Here is a 15,941-nt window from a genome sequence, read left to right as displayed (position 1 = left end):
ATTCCAATCACGTGATATAATTTCTCCTGTTTGTTTATCTGTCCAACGACGACGTTGTACATGTAGTTTAACTGATTTACCTCGTAATGGAAAGTCTTCAATGGTAATCATACTATGAAAGCCTTTGGAAATTAGTTGTCTTTCAGGACATTGATTCCCATAATTATTCTTTTCTTCAAAGTAGATATGTAGTTTGGTTTCTAATTCTTCTATTTTAGTAATATTGAAGTGTTCTACTAAGTAAGCAGGTAAGATTAGTTTTAGTATTTCTGTGCTATCCATCATAAGACAAAGATATTATTTTACTATTTCCTCCCCAACTTTTAACTTTGATCCACTAAACGTCAAAACAACCAAAAATAACAATGATATATAACGCATAAGCATTTGATTTAAATGTATAAAAAAAGCCTCTTCGTCTGAAGAGGCTTTCTAGTGCGGGTAAAAGGACTCGAACCTTCACACCTTGCGGCACCAGATCCTAAGTCTGGCGTGTCTACCAATTTCACCATACCCGCGAAATCTAGTGGAACATCCTGTTCCTATTAAGACGTGGCAAATATAATGTTTTTTATTAATGAAAAACAAATATAAAAACGAAAAAGAATACTATTTTTTTAATAACAATGTGCAATAAATAGCTAATCTATTAAAATAAAACATTTTACACTCAAATATATTTTCACCTCTATTACTCTTTAAAGAATATTACCAAAGCATAAGATAATCATTATAGCATGACATCTCTTATAAATACAATATCACTACACACATCACTTGCCTATAATGACCTCATTTGGAGATAATGATCTAATAATCTCTTTTTGCCTCATAATGCTCTACCTCAAAAACCATAACACACTAACAATCAATATGTAATATATTTTAATTTCTATTTTGTTTGGATACTGTTCGGTAACTTCTAGTGTTTACTTGGGTTAAGAGGCTGTTTTCAAAACCGTACTAAACTCGTACCCAAAGGATCTACTAAGTACGAACTAATCAAATAGGCTCAGTAGGAAAATAAAAAAGACCTATGCTGATGTGACATAGGTCTGAGTAAATATCTAGTATTAATATAATTTCGGATTGTAATTCTCTGGGAACTTAGCCATCTCAGCATTGTAGTATGGCGCGATCTCATCTAACAATTGTTCAAATGACTTGTCTTCTACGTGCACTAACTTGATGATACCACATGCTTTCTTCTTATAATCTGCATAGGCTAACACGATAGGAACATTAGCATTCTTAGCAATGTGATAAAAACCTTGTTTCCATGCATCTGAATAACCTCTGGTTCCTTCAGGCGTATTAATAATAGCTATAGAGTCTGTAGTATTAATGATATTAGTAGCATACTCTACTAGATTTTGGCGTTTACTTCTATCTACACCAATACAACCTAAGCTTCTAAAGAAGAAACCAAAGACCCCCTTAGTATAATAGTCTTTAATAAACATACGGATAGGCACTTCCATAATCCAAAAGCAAGCTAAGGCATAGAAAAAATCCCAGTTAGAAGTGTGAGGTACACAGATAAGTACAGTCTTCTTATCCTTCTTAGGGTCAAAGTTGTTGGGTACATACTTCCATCCTGTTACTCCTAGCATTATACGCCCTAGTAATTTCTTCATCTTGTTTTTGTTATGAATTGTTGGGGCAAATATAGAATAATTTGATTAGGTCTTGATAGTTGGTTAGTTGTAATTATATGCTAATGTTTAGATTGATAAGCATATATAAAAGAACAAAGGCTGTATAGATAACTATACAGCCTTTAGATATGCCTAGAACGAATAAGAGTAAGTCAATGTAAATGTTCTTCCTCTTCCGTTATAATCAAATAGTGCTGGGAGGTTATACACTGAGTATAAAGTCTGTGACCTCTTACTCCAAATGCTTTGATAATCTGTATTAAATAGGTTCTGAACACCTAAGTTTAGATAACCTACAGGTAATTTATACCCTATCATTAGATCTGCTGTATTATAGGCTTTAATAACATTATCAGCATCATCTGTTAGTTTTAAACTCTGTGTACTCTGTAATCTGAATGACCAATTGTTATACGTATATCCTGAGTAACCTATTATTTTAGATGGGCTAGCACTCGTGATATCTTGTTTCTTCCAATCGTCATTTTGTTTAACTTCTGAAGAAATAATAAGTGTATTAGCTCCTATATAAAAACCGTTCTTAGTATACGAAAGTTCTGCTTCGATTCCCATATTTCTTAGATTCTGATCTAATAGTATGACTTGGAAGTTCTTTCTGTCAACAGATAGATTCTTATCAGAACGACTTATGAATCCAGAGATTTGCCCTTTAAAACCATTGTCTGTTTTAAATCTATATCCCAATTCGAATTGATTAGTTTTTACTCCATTCAGTGGTTGATCTTTTACGTTTAGACTCGTTAGTAAGTCCCAATTCTGTGTTGTTGGGTTAAGTTTATAATTTCCGTATCCATAATATTTAGATGGATCTGCTAAGCTTACCCCTTGTGAGAAGGTCGCCCATACTTGTTGGTTAGTAGTTGGCTTGTATAATATGCCGAAGTTAGTAGTGGTCATATTGTAAGAACTCTTACCTCCAGGGATTACATCAGCAGATTTACCATACCCCATGTGTACTTGAGTACTCTGAACAGAACCAATGATGTCATCTATCTTCACATTAATGTTTTGGTATCTGATACCTCCTGATAATTGGAATTGATTAGTGATATTATATACTGCCTGAGCATAACCCGCTACGCTAAATGAGTTATTAGTAGGGTATCGTGGGATAGTAAAGTCTGTTATATTTACTAATCCTCCACTCTCCAATGATTTAGCATAGTTAAACACATTCTGTTTACCTTCAAATCTTTCGAAGTCTAAATCAACTCCATAGGTGAACTTCAGAAAGTTTAAATCTTTAGTAAGTACTGCTTTAATACCTGTGTAGTCTGTGTCCTGCTGTGAGGCAGACATATAGGTACGCTTTTCGTTAGGTAGATTTACAGTACCTGGGAAAGGATAGAAAGTAAGATTCTCTGATCTATGTGCTACTTGTACATAAAGATCTTGCCCTCCTAATATATTGGTACCATTGTACCCTAGGGAAGCCATAAAGCGTTCTGTACCAGGTTTGTGATCAGTATAGAAGCCATCGCGCATACCTATTTGGCTAGGATCAGCATTAGTAAAGGCTCCAAGGTTATCTCCTAAGTATGCACTTCTATCTCCTTGAAAGCTTGAGTTATAATATTGGATTAATCCAGTGATTCTGTGTTGATCATTAATATCATATGTAGCTGTCGCCATTAGATCTAATGTTCGGTTGTATTGTAAGTCTGTCTGTGCTATATCTGCCATTATTTGGTCGCGATTAGCATCATAAGTAACCCCATTGTCTTGGAATGCTGCAGATACACGTGTAGATAGTTTGTCGTTTTTATAACTTAGAGATTGGGCAACTCTTAGGTCTCTATCTTTATCTCCTGCAAAACCAGTACGTCCAGATACTTCAGTGTCTCCACTCCAGCCATACTTTTGTGCTTGTTTAGTAATTATATTTACGATACCTCCAGTAGCATTACCTCCATATATAGAGCTAGCACCTGATAGTACCTCAATCTTAGCAATGTTAAACGGGTCAATAGCATCTAATTGTCTACTGATAGAGCGCAAACTGTTAAGCGATACTCCATCTATCATTACTAACATAGATCTACCTCTCATGTTTTGCCCATAGTTAGAACGCCCTTGACTACCTACGTCTAGCCCAGGTACTAATATAGCTAACATCTCTTTTAGAGGGACACCATTCTTATACTGTTGTTGAATTTGCTGAGGCTGTATAACCCATACAGTTCCAGGGATATCAGATATCTTAGTAGGCTTTCTGTTGGCAACTATAACGATGTCTTCTAGAGCATTGTTAATTGTATCAGCGGCTACAGTTGTATCTGTTGCAGTCTTTAGTTCTTGTCCATAAGAAGATGCACAAACTAACAGAGAAAGTATAAAAGTACTTTTAGCGTTCATATAAATGAATTTATAATGTTGACGCAAAAGTAATAAAGAATAAATCTAAATAAAAAAAGCTATTCAGTTTTTTGAATAGCTTTTTTATAATATAATATTTGATTAATGTGCTTCTAACCAATTATCTCCAGTTCCTAGATCTACAATTAATGGAACGTCTAGTGTAAATGCACTTTCCATTTCTGCTTTGACCATGGTCTTTAATGCTTCAAGTTCTTCTTTATGAGCATCAAAGACAAGCTCATCGTGTACCTGTAATAACATCTTAGACTTCCAGTTCTCTTCTTTTAGTTTTTTGTTGATATTGATCATCGCTATCTTAATAATGTCTGCTGCACTACCCTGTATAGGGGCATTAACCGCATTACGCTCAGCTGCTCCTTTAACGACAGCGTTGTGCGAATGGATATCCTTAAGATATCTTCTGCGCCCTAAGATAGTCTGTACATATCCGTGCTCTCGTGCGAAGTCTATCTGCGAAGCGATATAGCTTCTTAGTTTAGGATAAGTAGCATAGTATGCATCTATTAGTTCTTTACTCTCTGAACGAGTTAGGTTTGTTTGGTTACTCAATCCAAAAGCTGATACTCCGTAGATAATACCAAAGTTTACAGTTTTAGCATGGCTACGTTGCTCTTTAGTAACTTCTTCTAAAGCTACATTGAATACTTTAGCAGCTGTAGAACGGTGAATATCTTCTCCACGTTGGAAAGATTCAATCATATTAGGCTCTTGACTTAAAGCTGCTATAATACGAAGCTCTATCTGAGAGTAATCGGCTGCTAGTAGTACATAGTTCTCATCACGAGCTACGAATGCCTTTCTTACTTGACGTCCTCTCTCTGTACGGATAGGGATATTCTGTAAGTTAGGATTGTTAGAACTAAGACGACCTGTAGCAGCTACAGCTTGCATATATTCTGTATGCACTCGATTAGTCTTAGGATTTACTTGATCTGGTAGGGCATCTACATAAGTACTCTGTAACTTATTCATCTGTCTCCAGTCTAAGATATCTCTCACTATCTCGTGTTTACTAGCTAGTTCGCTTAAGATTTCTTCTCCAGTAGCGTATTGTCCAGTCTTCGTTTTCTTTGGTTTAGGACCTCCTATCTGAAGCTTTTCGAATAGAATATCTCCTAATTGTTTAGGTGATGCAAGGTTAAACTCTTCGCCTGCTTCTAAGAATATGCGTTGTTCTAAAAGTTTGATATCAGTAGATAATCCTTCTGATAAGGTCTTTAAGTAATCTGTATCTAGACGAATACCTTCTGTCTCCATATCTGCTAATACATTCACTAGAGGTATTTCTATTTTATCAAATAACTCTTGAGTATGTGTAGCGACTAATTGAGGAGCAAAGTTCTCTTTTAGTTGGAATGTAATATCAGCATCTTCACCAGCGTATTCTTTCACTAGTTCAACGTCTATATCACGCATTGTCTTTTGGTTCTTACCTTTTTTACCGATTAATTCTTCTATCGGTTGAGGAGTATACTTCAGATAAGTCTCTGCTAATACATCCATATTATGACGCATATCAGGATTGATCAAATAGTGCGCAATCATGGTATCAAATAAAGGACCCTTAACTTCTATATCATATTGCTTAAGTATCTTAATGTCATACTTAAGGTTTTGACCGATCTTCTCTACATTCTCTGATTCAAAGAATGGTTTGAATTGTTGTACTAGTGCTTTAGCTTCCTCTTGGTTCTCAGGAACTGGCACATAGAATGCTGTACCCTTCTCGAAAGAGAATGCTATACCAACTAACTCTGCTGTAAAAGGATCTAGTCCTGTAGTCTCTGTGTCAAAACACACTGACTTTTGGTTTAATAAGTTCTGTATTAACAGACGAATAGCCATACCACTGTTGCACAATTGGTATACGTGGTTTGTCGTATTTAGATTACCAAAGTATGACTCTGTAGAAGTACTAGTGCTATCTGATGCTTCTCCAAATAAAGAGAACTGTTCGTCTACAGTACCACTCGCTGTACTCGAAGGAGTAGAAGAAGTAGGCATAGGAATAGCCTCTTTACCTTTATTGAACAATTTGTCAAACTGCTCTTTCATTCTTCTAAACTCTAGTTCAATGAATAATGCTTCAGACTTCTCTACATCAGGACATTCTAATACATAGTCTTTCTCGTTAAACTGTACAGGACAGTCTAGGATAATAGTAGCTAACTTTTTAGAAAGAAGACCTTTCTCTTTATTCGCTTCAATATTCTCTTTCATTTTACCTTTTAACTCATGAGTATGAGCTAGTAGGTTTTCCATAGTTCCATATTCCTTGATGAATTTCTTAGCTGTCTTTTCACCTACACCAGGTAGTCCTGGGATGTTATCTACAGCATCTCCCATCATACCTAAGAAGTCTATTACTTGCTCAGGATATTCTACTTCGAATTTCTCTTTTACTTGATCTACTCCCCATATTTCTATTCCATTACCCATACGAGCAGGTCTATACATAAAGATATTCTCAGATACTAACTGAGCGTAATCTTTATCAGGAGTAACCATATATACTTCGAAGTTCTCTTTTTCAGCTTGTTTTGCTAGCGTTCCAATCAAGTCATCAGCTTCAAAGCCGCTTACCTCTACGATAGGAATATGCATAGCTTCTAAGATTTGTTTGATATAAGGGACAGCTATTTTAATAGCTTCAGGAGTTTCATCTCTATTTGCCTTGTATTCTGGGAATAGCTCAAGTCTTAATTCACTACCACCTCTATCAAAAGCTACAGCTAAGTGATCTGGTGATTCTCTCTTAATAACATCTATTAAGGAGTTCATAAAACCAAGAATAGCAGAAGTGTCTAGTCCCTTAGAGTTTATTCTAGGGTTTTTTATGAATGCATAATATCCTCTAAAAATAAGGGCATAGGCATCTAGTAAGAAAAGACGGTTTTTATTAGCCATTTACAATGTTATTTTTTTATTATGCTCAAAGATAATGATTTTGTGTAAGGCTATAGAAAAGGTAATCAGTTTTATAATATTCGAAATTTTATTAAATATTGTTAAAGATAGTTTGAAAGCCTCTATAAAAAATTAAATTTGTTATTTATAGATTATTGAAATGGGGAGACTTATAGGCTTATTAGCCGTATTTGTTTTAATTGAATTTTATTGTTTTCAAGCAGTTCGTCAAGTAACAAAAAATAAATTACTACGCTGGGGATATGTTATCGTATCTGCACTAGGTATTGCATATATTATTTATGGGTTCTCACAGTTTGACCGCAACCACGGGACTAATCATCAGTCCTTAGTGGCAGGTGCGTTAGTTGTGTTGTTTTATTTACCTAAAGCGATTATTACTTTATTACTTATTTTAGAAGATGTAGTTAGGATAATCAGGGGAATAGTTAATTACGCTAAAGGAACTAAAGTACAGAGAAATGAGAAGGAGAGCTTTGTACCAAGCCGTAGAAAGTTTGTATCACATATTGCTTTTGGTATAGCTTCTATTCCTTTTATTTCAGTACTGCATGGGATTACTATAGGTAGGTATAAATTTGAGGTACGTAAGCATATTATTGAATTTGAGGACTTGCCTGAAGCATTTGATGGTTTTAAGTTTACACAGATATCGGATATTCACAGTGGGAGTTTTGACAATGAAGAGAAGATTAGATATGCAGTAGATTTGATTAATGCACAGGAGTCTGAGGCACTTTTATTCACTGGAGATATCGTTAATAGTATCTCAGATGAGATGATACCGTGGTACGATGTTTTTAGTAGAATACGCAAATATAAATATGGTAAATTCTCTATACTAGGTAACCATGATTATGGTGACTATGCACATTGGGATACTCAAGAAGCTAGAGATAAGAACTTTGAAGAGATATGTGATATAAGCCCTAAGATAGGATTTAAGTTGCTGCGCAATGGACATGTGTGGTTTGAGAAAGACGGTCAACGTATTGCTGTAGTAGGAGTAGAAAACTGGGGAGTGAGAGGACACTTTCAAAAGCTAGGTGACTTAGATAAATCTACAGAGGGTATCACAGCTAAAGATTTTAAGATATTGATGAGTCATGACCCTTCACATTGGGAGGCTAAAGTGTTAGAACACCCTAAGAACTTCCAATTGACTTTATCAGGGCATACACATGGTAGTCAGTTTGGTATAGAGATACCTGGTTTTATTAAATGGAGCCCTATACAATATGTATATAAGCAATGGGCAGGCCTGTATGAGAAGGTAGGTAAGTACATTTATGTAAACAGAGGATTTGGGTATCATGCTTATCAAGGTCGTACTGGTATTTGGCCAGAAATCACAGTAATAGAATTAAAGAGAAAAAAGTAAAGAATATTGCTAAAAAGTAATATTTTTGTATACTAAAAGTAGTTTATAATAAAGTTAATTTATATTATATGTCAAAATTTGGAGAGTTAGTAACAGCCGATGTTCCTGTTTTAATCCACTTTTATGCACAGTGGAACGAAGCATGTACTACAATGAATCCTGTCTTAATCGATGTAGCTGCAGCTATGGGAGATAGACTGCGTATAGTAAAAATCGATGTTGAGAAGAATGGAGAATTAGTAGAGGCCTTGAGAATCAAACAAGTGCCTACTATGATGCTTTATAAGAGAGGAAGCATGATATGGCGTCAAACGGGGGTTATGGATGCCAACTCACTTATCAACGTAACCAATACATTATAGTTATAAAGCAGCTAGTGTATATCCATTAGCTAGTAAATATTCGATAGTTTTAGGTAAGGCTGAGTATAAATTATGACTAGCCTTAATACTGTCATGAAATACAATAATACTTCCAGGAGCCATATTCTGTATGGCTCTTTTGTAACATTGTTCTGGTGTTATATTTTTATCATAGTCTTTTGTGAGATGAGACCACATAATTATCTCATATCCATTATCTATAATGGATTTAGCTTGAGCTTGCTTTATTTTCCCATAAGGAGGTCTGAAGAGTAATGGAGTATTGTCTAATATCAAATGTTTTGACATCTCTTCCTTTGCTAACCAAACATTATTTAGGTAATGATCAGTTTCATTACTCCAACCATTTAGGTGATTATAAGTATGATTACCTACGCTATGTCCTTCGCTTATTATTTGTTTAAATACATGAGGATGTTTGCGAACATTATCTGCTATACAAAAGAACGTAGCCTTAACATCATATCGCTTTAAAGTATCTAATACCCACTCTGTAACATCAGGTATTGGCCCATCGTCAAAGGTTAAGTGTACTACTTTCGACAGGTTATCTCGTTTCCAAGTATATTTAGGAAATAGTAATGGTAAGAGTGTTCTAGATATATTCATGACTCAAATGTATAAAAAAAGAGTAGTTAACTAAATAACTACTCTTTTTTAATGAATAACAATTAACTATAAAACTATTGTATCCCACCTCCGACAGCTCTATAAAGCTGTACGATAGAAGTAAGTTGAGCTAATTCAGTATTGATGTAGCTTAACTCAGCAGCTAAGGCACTCTCTCTAGCTGTTAATACATCTAGGTAGTTAGCCATACCTTGTACTAATAACTCTTCAGAGTATTCAGTAGCTAAGTTATAAGCTTCATATTCTTGTTTTTTAAGCTTCAATTTGTCTGTAGAACTTTGGTAAGTATATAATGCATCCGAAACTTCTTTAGAAGCAACTAAGATTGACTTTTTATAGCTTAATAAAGCAGACTCTTGATTTGCTTTAGCTACCTCATGAGCAGTTTTTACTTTTCTACCATTAAGTAATGGTTGAGTAAGACCTCCAATGAAGTTAGCGAATAGAGAACTAGTATTAAACAAGTTGTCAAAATCCATACTTTGTAATCCTCCATTAGCAGTTAACTTAAATGAAGGGTAGAAGTTAGCACGAGCAACATTAGTCATCTCAAAAGCATTGATAAGACCATATTCAGCAGCTCTTACGTCAGGTCTGTTACTTAATAATTGTAACGGTACTCCTACTGATAAATCTGCATTTAATTGCTGTGACTTAAGATCAGATCTCTCTATTTTAGCAGGGTTATCTCCTAGTAAAATACTGAAAGCATTCTCTGTTAATTTAATATTATTATCGATGTCTACTAAAAGAGCTTTAGCATTTAGCAATTGAGCCTGTGTTTGTTTAACAGCTACCTCATTTACTTGACCAGCATCTTTAAGAGCCTCAATAGTTTCTAAACTGTTTGTTCTATTGATGATAGTTTGCTCAGTTACTCTCTTTTGTTCATCTAAAGCTACTAATTGGAAATAAGTAGTAGCAATAGTAGAGATCAATTGAGTTTTAACTGCTTGGTGAGCAGACATTGTTTGAAGATAGCTAGCGTTAGCAGCTCTTTTATCACTTCTGATTTTTCCCCAAACGTCTAGTTCCCATGCGAACGAACCAGTGATATCAGTTTGATCAGTTTTTACTCTACCAGCACCCATCATTTGTCCCATACGTGTGTTTTTAGACATGATAGTATGAGTATAGTTAGCACCAAGGTTTAATGTAGGAGCATATCCCCATTTCCCTTGTAACATATATGCGTGAGCAGCATTGATATTTTGCAATGCGATTCTGATATCTAAGTTATTCTCTAAACCATGTTCGATATGTTGAACTAAAGTTTGATCAGAGAATAGCTCTTTCCATGACATTGCTGCCATAGAAAGAGTATCTTGAGATATTTTATCAGTACGAAATTGCGCTTCATTTGTTACTTCTGGTCTCTCATAGTTTTTAGAAACTATACAAGACTGCATAGAAACAGCTAAAACAGCAATAGGTAAAGCTCTATATAAAGTTTGTTTTTTCATATTATTCTTGCTTGTGCTCTACGAATTTAATCGGTTTAACTTTCTCTTGTAAGTATTGGAAGATAGCATACAATACTGGGATTACGAAGATACCGATAGCAGTACCAATAAGTAATCCGAATGCAGCTCCTGTACCAATAGATCTGTTACCTACAGAACCAACTCCTGTCGCTACAACTAGTGGCATCAATCCTAAGATAAATGCAAATGATGTCATAAGGATAGGTCTTAGACGAGCTTTAGCACCATTAATAGCAGATTCCGCAATAGACTCTCCATGTTGACGTCTTTGTACTGCGAACTCTACAATAAGGATGGCGTTCTTCGCTAACAGCCCGACCAGCATCACCAGTGCGATCTGGAAGTAGATGTTGTTCTCTAGTCCTGCATATTTCTGTGCTAAGAAAGCTCCCATAATACCTGTAGGTAATGATAAGATTACTGCGAATGGCAATAAGTAACTCTCATACTGTGCAGATAATAAGAAGTAAACGAAAATTACACATAATGCAAAGATCATTACTGTCTGACCTCCTGAGTTAATCTCCTCACGTGATAGACCTGTAAAGTCAATACCATAGTCTGAGCTTAGTTTCTCAGCAGCTACTTCTTGTACAGCTCTAATAGCGTCCCCAGAACTGTATCCTGGCTTAGGAGCACCTGTAACGTTAGACGATGTAAATAAGTTATAACGGTTTACTGACTGAGGACCATATACTTTTTTCAAGTTAATGAACTGAGTAACTGGTGCCATAACTCCAGAAGATGTTCTAACATAAATACCATCTAAACTAGATGTGTTATTACGGTGTTCTGGTGAAGTCTGTACCATTACACGATATTGTTTACCAAAACGTGTAAAGTCAGCCGCGTAGATACCTCCGATATACCCTTGTAAAGCAGAGAAGATATCACTTACTAATACTCCTGATTCTTTTGCTCTAGGAATATTTAATTCTAATTCATATTGAGCATAGTTCGTATTAAACGAAGACTGTGCATACATAATCTCTGGACGTTGCATTAAAGCACCTAAGTACTCTTTAGACTTTTGGTCAAAGTCTGTTAATGCCCCACCTGTTTTGTCTAATAATTTCATCTCAAAACCTGAAGACATACCAAAACCTGGTATACTTGGAGGTTGGAAGAAGATCATTCTAGCATCTTGGAATTGAGTTGCTGCAATACCAAATAATTTACCAATGATAGCATCAGTCGCAACTTCTGGAGTAGTTCTTTCTTCAAAACCTTTTAGTTTCATAAGAACCATACCATAGTTAGACCCTTGTCCGTTGATAATAGAGTAACCATTAATAATGTTTACAGCATCTACACCAGGGATTTGTTGAGCTATTTTAGAGTACTCTTGTAGTAAACTTGCTACACGGTCTTGAGAAGCACCAGGAGGAAGCTCTACGTTACCCATAATAAATCCACGGTCCTCATTAGGTACGAAACCTGAAGGCATAGTTTTATTAAAGAAGAAAGTCAATACAAGACATCCTATTAATATAGCGAATGTTACCCACTTATGTCTTAATAAGAATTTGAATGAGTTACCATATTTATTTGTCAAGCTGTTAAATCCAGCGTTGAATGCATCGAAGAATCTTTGTACGAAGTTTCTTTTCTTCTCTCCATCATGAGCGTGTTGTTTTAAGAACACAGCACATAAAGCAGGACTCAATGTCAAGGCATTAACTGCAGAAATCAAGATCGCAACGATAAGCGTAATACCAAACTGTTTGTAGAATACCCCTGTAGGTCCTGGAATGAACGTTACTGGGATAAATACAGCACACATTACTAATGTAATCGAAACGATAGCTCCTGAGATTTCACCCATCGTGTTAACACTCGCTTCTTTTGCATCTTGTCCTGTATCTTCCATCTTCGCGTGTACAGCTTCCACTACCACGATGGCGTCATCCACCACAATACCAATGGCCAGTACTAGAGCAAATAATGTAAGTAAGTTAATAGAGAACCCAAATGCATTCAAGAAGAAGAATGTACCTACGATCGATACTGGTACTGCAATCAACGGAATTAACGTAGAACGGAAATCCTGTAAGAAGATATACACCACCACGAATACTAAGATAAATGCCTCAATAAGTGTGTGAATTACTTTACTAATAGACGCATCAAGGAATTCGTTAGTATCCATCAATACTTTGTACTCTATCCCGTCAGGGAAGTTTTTAGATAAATCTTCTAACTTAGCATGTAAGTTTAAGATAATCTCTTGTGCATTAGATCCTGGTGTTTGGTACACAGCCATTGCTACAGCAGGATTACCATTTAATTCAGATGTACCGATATAAGACTGAGCACCTAGCTCTATCTTAGCTACATCTTTTAGTGTTAATATCTGTCCATTAGGAAGAGATTTAACTACTATACCTTCATATTGTTCAATGGTTTTATACTTACCACTGTATTTAATAACGTATTGGAATGCTTCAGCATTAGCTTCACCTAATTGTCCAGCAGCTGCTTCCAAACTTTGTTCGTTTAATACTCTTACTACATCAGAAGGAACCAATCCATAAGCTTTCATTTTAGCAGGATCAATCCAGATACGCATAGAGTAGTTAAACGATCCGAATGGAGTCGCATCCCCCACACCACTAACACGTTTTAACTCAGGAATAACGTTAATATTCATATAGTTTTGGATGAATACGTTATCATAGTTAGGGCTAGTAGAGTAGAACGACAAGAACATTAACGCACTCGTCTGTTGTTTTTGAGTAGTTACCCCCGAACGAGTTACCTCTGCAGGTAGAAGTGGAGTAGCACGAGCCACACGGTTTTGTACGTTTACCGCAGCGATATCAGCGTCAACCCCTTGTTTAAATACAACCTGAATACTAGCTGTACCATCATTAGAAGCTGTAGATGTGATATAATCCATGTTTTCCACCCCATTCACTTGTTCTTCGATAGGGATAATCACTGACTGCATTACAGTCTCGGCATTGGCTCCAGGATAGCTGGCCATAACCTGCACTGTAGGGGGAGCAATATCAGGATATTGCGTCACTGGTAGCACTGACAGTCCCAGTACCCCAAGGATTACTATAAGTATAGAAATAACTGTAGATAGTACAGGTCTTTCAATAAATGTTTTTAACATAATTACATTGTTGTTTGTTTGATCCCTTCGTTGATGCTTTCAAATTTCACTTTTTGAGGAGTTACAGCAGTACCACTCTTAAGTGTACCTAAACCTGTACCAATGATTACATCTCCTTTTTTGATACCATCTTTGATAACAGCTAATTTATCAACGCGATCTATGATTTCTACTTTAGTAGATTTTACAGTGTCTTTTACTACAGTATATACATAGTATTGACCTTGTTGTTCGAATGTAGCTGATTCTGGCACTACTAACACATTAGTGTATTGATTAGGTAATAATAGTGTACCACTGTTACCAGAAGTTAGTAATCCGTTAGGGTTATTAAAAGAAGCTCTTAACTGAACAGTACCAGTAGCTGGGTTAATTTGACCAGAAGCAGTCTCTACCTTACCAGTTTCTTCATATACTTGTCCGTTAGCTAACTGTAACTTAACAGAAGGTAAGTGAGTCAGTTTTTCTTTTAATGATTTTCCTTCAATTTTTTCTAAGAAATCGAAGTATTGTTTTTCGTTAAGTGTAAAGTAAGCAAACACTTCACTGTTATCAGACACTACTGTTAATGGAGCAGGATCTGCAGGACTTACTAGAGTACCTTCACGGAAGTTGATAGCACCTACCACACCATCGATTGGGCTTTTTACTACAGCATAGTCAATATTAGCTACTACACTTTTGTATTGAGCTTTAGCAGAAGCCACTTGGCTTTTTGCACTAGCTAAATCCGCCTGAGCAGTTTCTAATTGAATTTTACTAATAATTCCCTTATTAACAAGAGGGATTAATTTATCAACGTTAACTTGAGCAACATTTACTTGAGCTTCTGCTGTTCTGATAGTAGCTTTAGCAGCATCAGCGCTCTCGTTTAACATGTTAGTTTCAAGTCTGAACAGAGGTTGCCCTTTTCTTACGACAGCACCTTCATCCACGTAAACTTCTTGGATATAACCAGAGATTTTAGCACGTACATCACTTGTTACTTTACCTTGTAACGTAGTAGGATATGCATTGTGTCCTGTTACATCTTGAGTTGGTACTTCGATTACTTTATAAGGTAATGGACCTTGAGCACCTTGTTGTTGATCTTTTTTTCCGCATGATGCTACAGTAATAGCTATTGCTGCAAAAGTGATCGTCTGTAAATAACGTTTCATATAATTACTTAATTTGTACTTTTTAATTTTTCTATTGTATCTGCTAAATGGTTTTTGCTTTTGTCTAAGTGATCAATGTATAGCTCCACTTTATCATTGCAATTATTTGCTTTCAAAACACCCTCATCTACGAATTTACGCATTTTAAGACATAAAGCATGTTCCTTTTCTAAAACATTTTTAATGATTTCTAGTCTTAAAATCATATAGTTAGGATTTAGCCTGAAGTATCTTTTTCGTTCGTCTATCTTATTAAAATGTTCGATTTGATTATTCGATATTAGTAAGTTTAGACTTGTTGATACTGAACTTTTACTCGCATTTAATTTTTCAACTAACTCATCAAAAGTCACGCCATCTCTATTATTATTGAACATAATATATGTATATATCTGTGCAGTCAGTGGTGAGAACTGATGTACTAATTCGTGATGTGCGCAGCAATCTTGGAATAAGTCTACTAAATCTTGATCGTATTGCATTGTAGGTTATATTTAAGGATACAAATATACGGTTAGTTTTGTAATTACCGAACCAACCAAACTTAAAATTCTCTTAATTATTTAGACGGCATCTATATAATACAAAAAAAGTTTTTATTTGATTTCACTCATCTAGTTGATTTTCTGATAGAAAAAAAATAATGAGAATTTCTTTTAAAAAAAACTATAGAAATGCTTGCATAGCGTTTGAAAATAGCATTATATTTGCATCCACAAAAGCGGAAGTAGCTCAGTTGGTAGAGCTCCAGCCTTCCAAGCTGGTTGTCGCGAGTTCGAGCCTCGTCTTCCGCTCT

The 15,941-nt window shown here is 35.6% G+C and carries 11 protein-coding genes and 2 tRNA genes; 3 read left to right on the top strand and 10 right to left on the bottom strand.

The features are described from left to right. The 5 genes from BMX53_RS18270 to polA form a co-directional block, all read right to left on the bottom strand. Window positions 1-285 (bottom strand): ISAon1 family transposase N-terminal region protein (locus tag BMX53_RS18270; protein ID WP_074748352.1); only part of this gene is annotated, 285 nt, incomplete at its 3' end. A 151-nt stretch (window positions 286-436) separates the two neighbouring features. Beyond that, window positions 437-518, bottom strand: a tRNA-Leu gene (locus BMX53_RS18265). A 555-nt stretch (window positions 519-1,073) separates the two neighbouring features. Beyond that, a complete protein-coding gene (locus BMX53_RS18260; RefSeq protein ID WP_038984820.1) occupies window positions 1,074-1,637 on the bottom strand; it encodes a 1-acyl-sn-glycerol-3-phosphate acyltransferase in 564 nt (187 codons plus the stop codon). Window positions 1,638-1,790: 153 nt separating this feature from the next. Further along, window positions 1,791-4,034 carry a TonB-dependent receptor gene (locus BMX53_RS18255; RefSeq protein ID WP_074748349.1) on the bottom strand — a complete coding sequence of 748 codons (2,244 nt, stop codon included), beginning with the start codon at window positions 4,032-4,034 and terminating at the stop codon, window positions 1,791-1,793. A 102-nt stretch (window positions 4,035-4,136) separates the two neighbouring features. Beyond that, on the bottom strand, window positions 4,137-6,965 hold the full coding sequence (gene polA / locus BMX53_RS18250; protein ID WP_074748346.1) for a DNA polymerase I: 2,829 nt from the start codon (window positions 6,963-6,965) through the stop codon (window positions 4,137-4,139). Window positions 6,966-7,125: 160 nt separating this feature from the next. Here polA and BMX53_RS18245 point away from each other — a divergent pair, with 160 nt between their 5' ends. Next, window positions 7,126-8,367 carry a metallophosphoesterase gene (locus BMX53_RS18245; RefSeq protein WP_074748344.1) on the top strand — a complete coding sequence of 414 codons (1,242 nt, stop codon included), beginning with the start codon at window positions 7,126-7,128 and terminating at the stop codon, window positions 8,365-8,367. Window positions 8,368-8,435: 68 nt separating this feature from the next. Next, window positions 8,436-8,729, top strand: a complete 294-nt coding sequence (locus BMX53_RS18240; protein ID WP_038984816.1) for a thioredoxin family protein — start codon at window positions 8,436-8,438, stop codon at window positions 8,727-8,729. Here BMX53_RS18240 and BMX53_RS18235 read toward each other — a convergent pair whose 3' ends face one another. The 5 genes from BMX53_RS18235 to BMX53_RS18215 form a co-directional block, all read right to left on the bottom strand. Continuing rightward, entirely contained in the window at window positions 8,730-9,359 is a 630-nt protein-coding gene (locus tag BMX53_RS18235; protein ID WP_074748341.1) for a polysaccharide deacetylase family protein, read from the bottom strand. A gap of 74 nt (window positions 9,360-9,433) precedes the next feature. Further along, window positions 9,434-10,843, bottom strand: a complete 1,410-nt coding sequence (locus BMX53_RS18230) for an efflux transporter outer membrane subunit (RefSeq protein WP_074748338.1) — start codon at window positions 10,841-10,843, stop codon at window positions 9,434-9,436. A gap of 1 nt (window position 10,844) precedes the next feature. Continuing rightward, window positions 10,845-13,985: an efflux RND transporter permease subunit gene (locus tag BMX53_RS18225; protein WP_038984813.1), complete on the bottom strand. Its 3,141-nt coding sequence runs from the start codon at window positions 13,983-13,985 to the stop codon at window positions 10,845-10,847. A gap of 2 nt (window positions 13,986-13,987) precedes the next feature. After that, on the bottom strand, window positions 13,988-15,145 hold the full coding sequence (locus tag BMX53_RS18220; protein ID WP_074748335.1) for an efflux RND transporter periplasmic adaptor subunit: 1,158 nt from the start codon (window positions 15,143-15,145) through the stop codon (window positions 13,988-13,990). 8 nt (window positions 15,146-15,153) lie between these two features. Further along, window positions 15,154-15,627, bottom strand: coding sequence for a GbsR/MarR family transcriptional regulator (locus tag BMX53_RS18215; RefSeq protein WP_038984811.1), 474 nt, complete (start codon window positions 15,625-15,627; stop codon window positions 15,154-15,156). Between the two features lie 239 nt (window positions 15,628-15,866). Here BMX53_RS18215 and BMX53_RS18210 point away from each other — a divergent pair. Continuing rightward, window positions 15,867-15,939 (top strand) — tRNA-Gly (locus tag BMX53_RS18210). Window positions 15,940-15,941: the final 2 nt, after the last annotated feature.

The sequence above is a fragment of the Myroides marinus genome, from assembly GCF_900109075.1.
GTDB classification, from domain to species: domain Bacteria; phylum Bacteroidota; class Bacteroidia; order Flavobacteriales; family Flavobacteriaceae; genus Flavobacterium; species Flavobacterium marinum_A.
This window is presented reverse-complemented; position numbering and strand designations above follow the sequence as displayed.

Coding starts and splice junctions, on each gene's coding strand:
- BMX53_RS18260 (WP_038984820.1), bottom strand. CDS start 1,637: ATGAAGAAATTACTAGGGCGTATAATGCTAGGAGTAACAGGATGGAAG.
- BMX53_RS18255 (WP_074748349.1), bottom strand. CDS start 4,034: ATGAACGCTAAAAGTACTTTTATACTTTCTCTGTTAGTTTGTGCATCT.
- polA (WP_074748346.1), bottom strand. CDS start 6,965: ATGGCTAATAAAAACCGTCTTTTCTTACTAGATGCCTATGCCCTTATT.
- BMX53_RS18245 (WP_074748344.1), top strand. CDS start 7,126: ATGGGGAGACTTATAGGCTTATTAGCCGTATTTGTTTTAATTGAATTT.
- BMX53_RS18240 (WP_038984816.1), top strand. CDS start 8,436: ATGTCAAAATTTGGAGAGTTAGTAACAGCCGATGTTCCTGTTTTAATC.
- BMX53_RS18235 (WP_074748341.1), bottom strand. CDS start 9,359: ATGAATATATCTAGAACACTCTTACCATTACTATTTCCTAAATATACT.
- BMX53_RS18230 (WP_074748338.1), bottom strand. CDS start 10,843: ATGAAAAAACAAACTTTATATAGAGCTTTACCTATTGCTGTTTTAGCT.
- BMX53_RS18225 (WP_038984813.1), bottom strand. CDS start 13,985: ATGTTAAAAACATTTATTGAAAGACCTGTACTATCTACAGTTATTTCT.
- BMX53_RS18220 (WP_074748335.1), bottom strand. CDS start 15,145: ATGAAACGTTATTTACAGACGATCACTTTTGCAGCAATAGCTATTACT.
- BMX53_RS18215 (WP_038984811.1), bottom strand. CDS start 15,627: ATGCAATACGATCAAGATTTAGTAGACTTATTCCAAGATTGCTGCGCA.